This window comes from Oleiphilus sp. HI0043 (genome assembly GCF_001634935.1).
On record NZ_LWEY01001962.1, the window covers coordinates 1 to 844 of the forward strand.

Annotated in this window: 1 protein-coding gene and 1 pseudogene; both read right to left on the reverse strand. The window is 46.0% G+C overall.

Annotation, left to right across the window (positions count from 1 at the left end; all coding sequences use genetic code 11):
* Positions 1-206: pseudogene (locus A3729_RS30280) on the reverse strand (ornithine carbamoyltransferase); the annotation flags it as partial.
* Between the two features lie 55 nt (positions 207-261).
* The coding region (locus tag A3729_RS30285) for an aminotransferase class III-fold pyridoxal phosphate-dependent enzyme (protein ID WP_156498245.1) at positions 262-844 on the reverse strand (583 nt) is incomplete at its 5' end.

The following is an 844-nucleotide window of genomic DNA, read 5'->3' on the forward strand; positions in this document are numbered from 1 at the left end:
CCACCAAATTGAGCCATGCCAGACGCGAAAGAAACACGAGTTCGGGTAGAAGACTTCTCGAAGATTAGTGCTAAAACGCGATTTTTGAGAGGCTCATAGATATTACCTTGCTTATGCTCGGTTTTAAGTGTGATAGCTCGCTCAATAACTTGCTTAAGCTCTTGGCTGGAAAGGTCATTTAAGGTTAAGAAGTGTCTTAGTGCCATTTGTCTCTCAATAAATAAACGATTTGATCGTGGAGGTAGAGTGTTTCCTGCCCAGTTAAGAGCGGGGCCTGCTGCGATCGTCGGCAGAATATAGGCGAATGATTTGTACGACGGCGTCAATTAAGAATTCACACTCGTCGTCACTCATATTCAGTGCCGGTAGAAGTCGAATCACTTTTTCGGAAGTGACGTTCAATAGTAAGCCTTTTGCCTTGGCTAGTGGAACGAGCTCTAGGCAAGGTTCGGTCAGTTCAATGCCGATCATTAAGCCCCTGCCGCGAATATCAGCAACGTAGTTAGCTGCCAAAAGTTCATTCTCAAGTTCTTTAAGAATGCGTTCTCCGAGAACAGATGCTCTATCACAAAGCTTATGGCTTGTAATTTCATTGATTGTCGCTAGTGCAGCTGCACAGCCAAGAGGGTTTCCGCCGAAGGTCGAACCGTGAGTGCCGGGAGTAAGAACATCGGCTGCGCTGCCTTTTGCCATGCATGCACCAATAGGGTAGCCATTGGCGATGCCTTTTGCAGTTGTCACAACGTCAGGTGTTACATCATACCCTTGATAAGCAAAATAATTACCCGTTCTGCCGTTACCTGTTTGAACTTCGTCTAACATCAATAGCCAGTCATTCTCATCG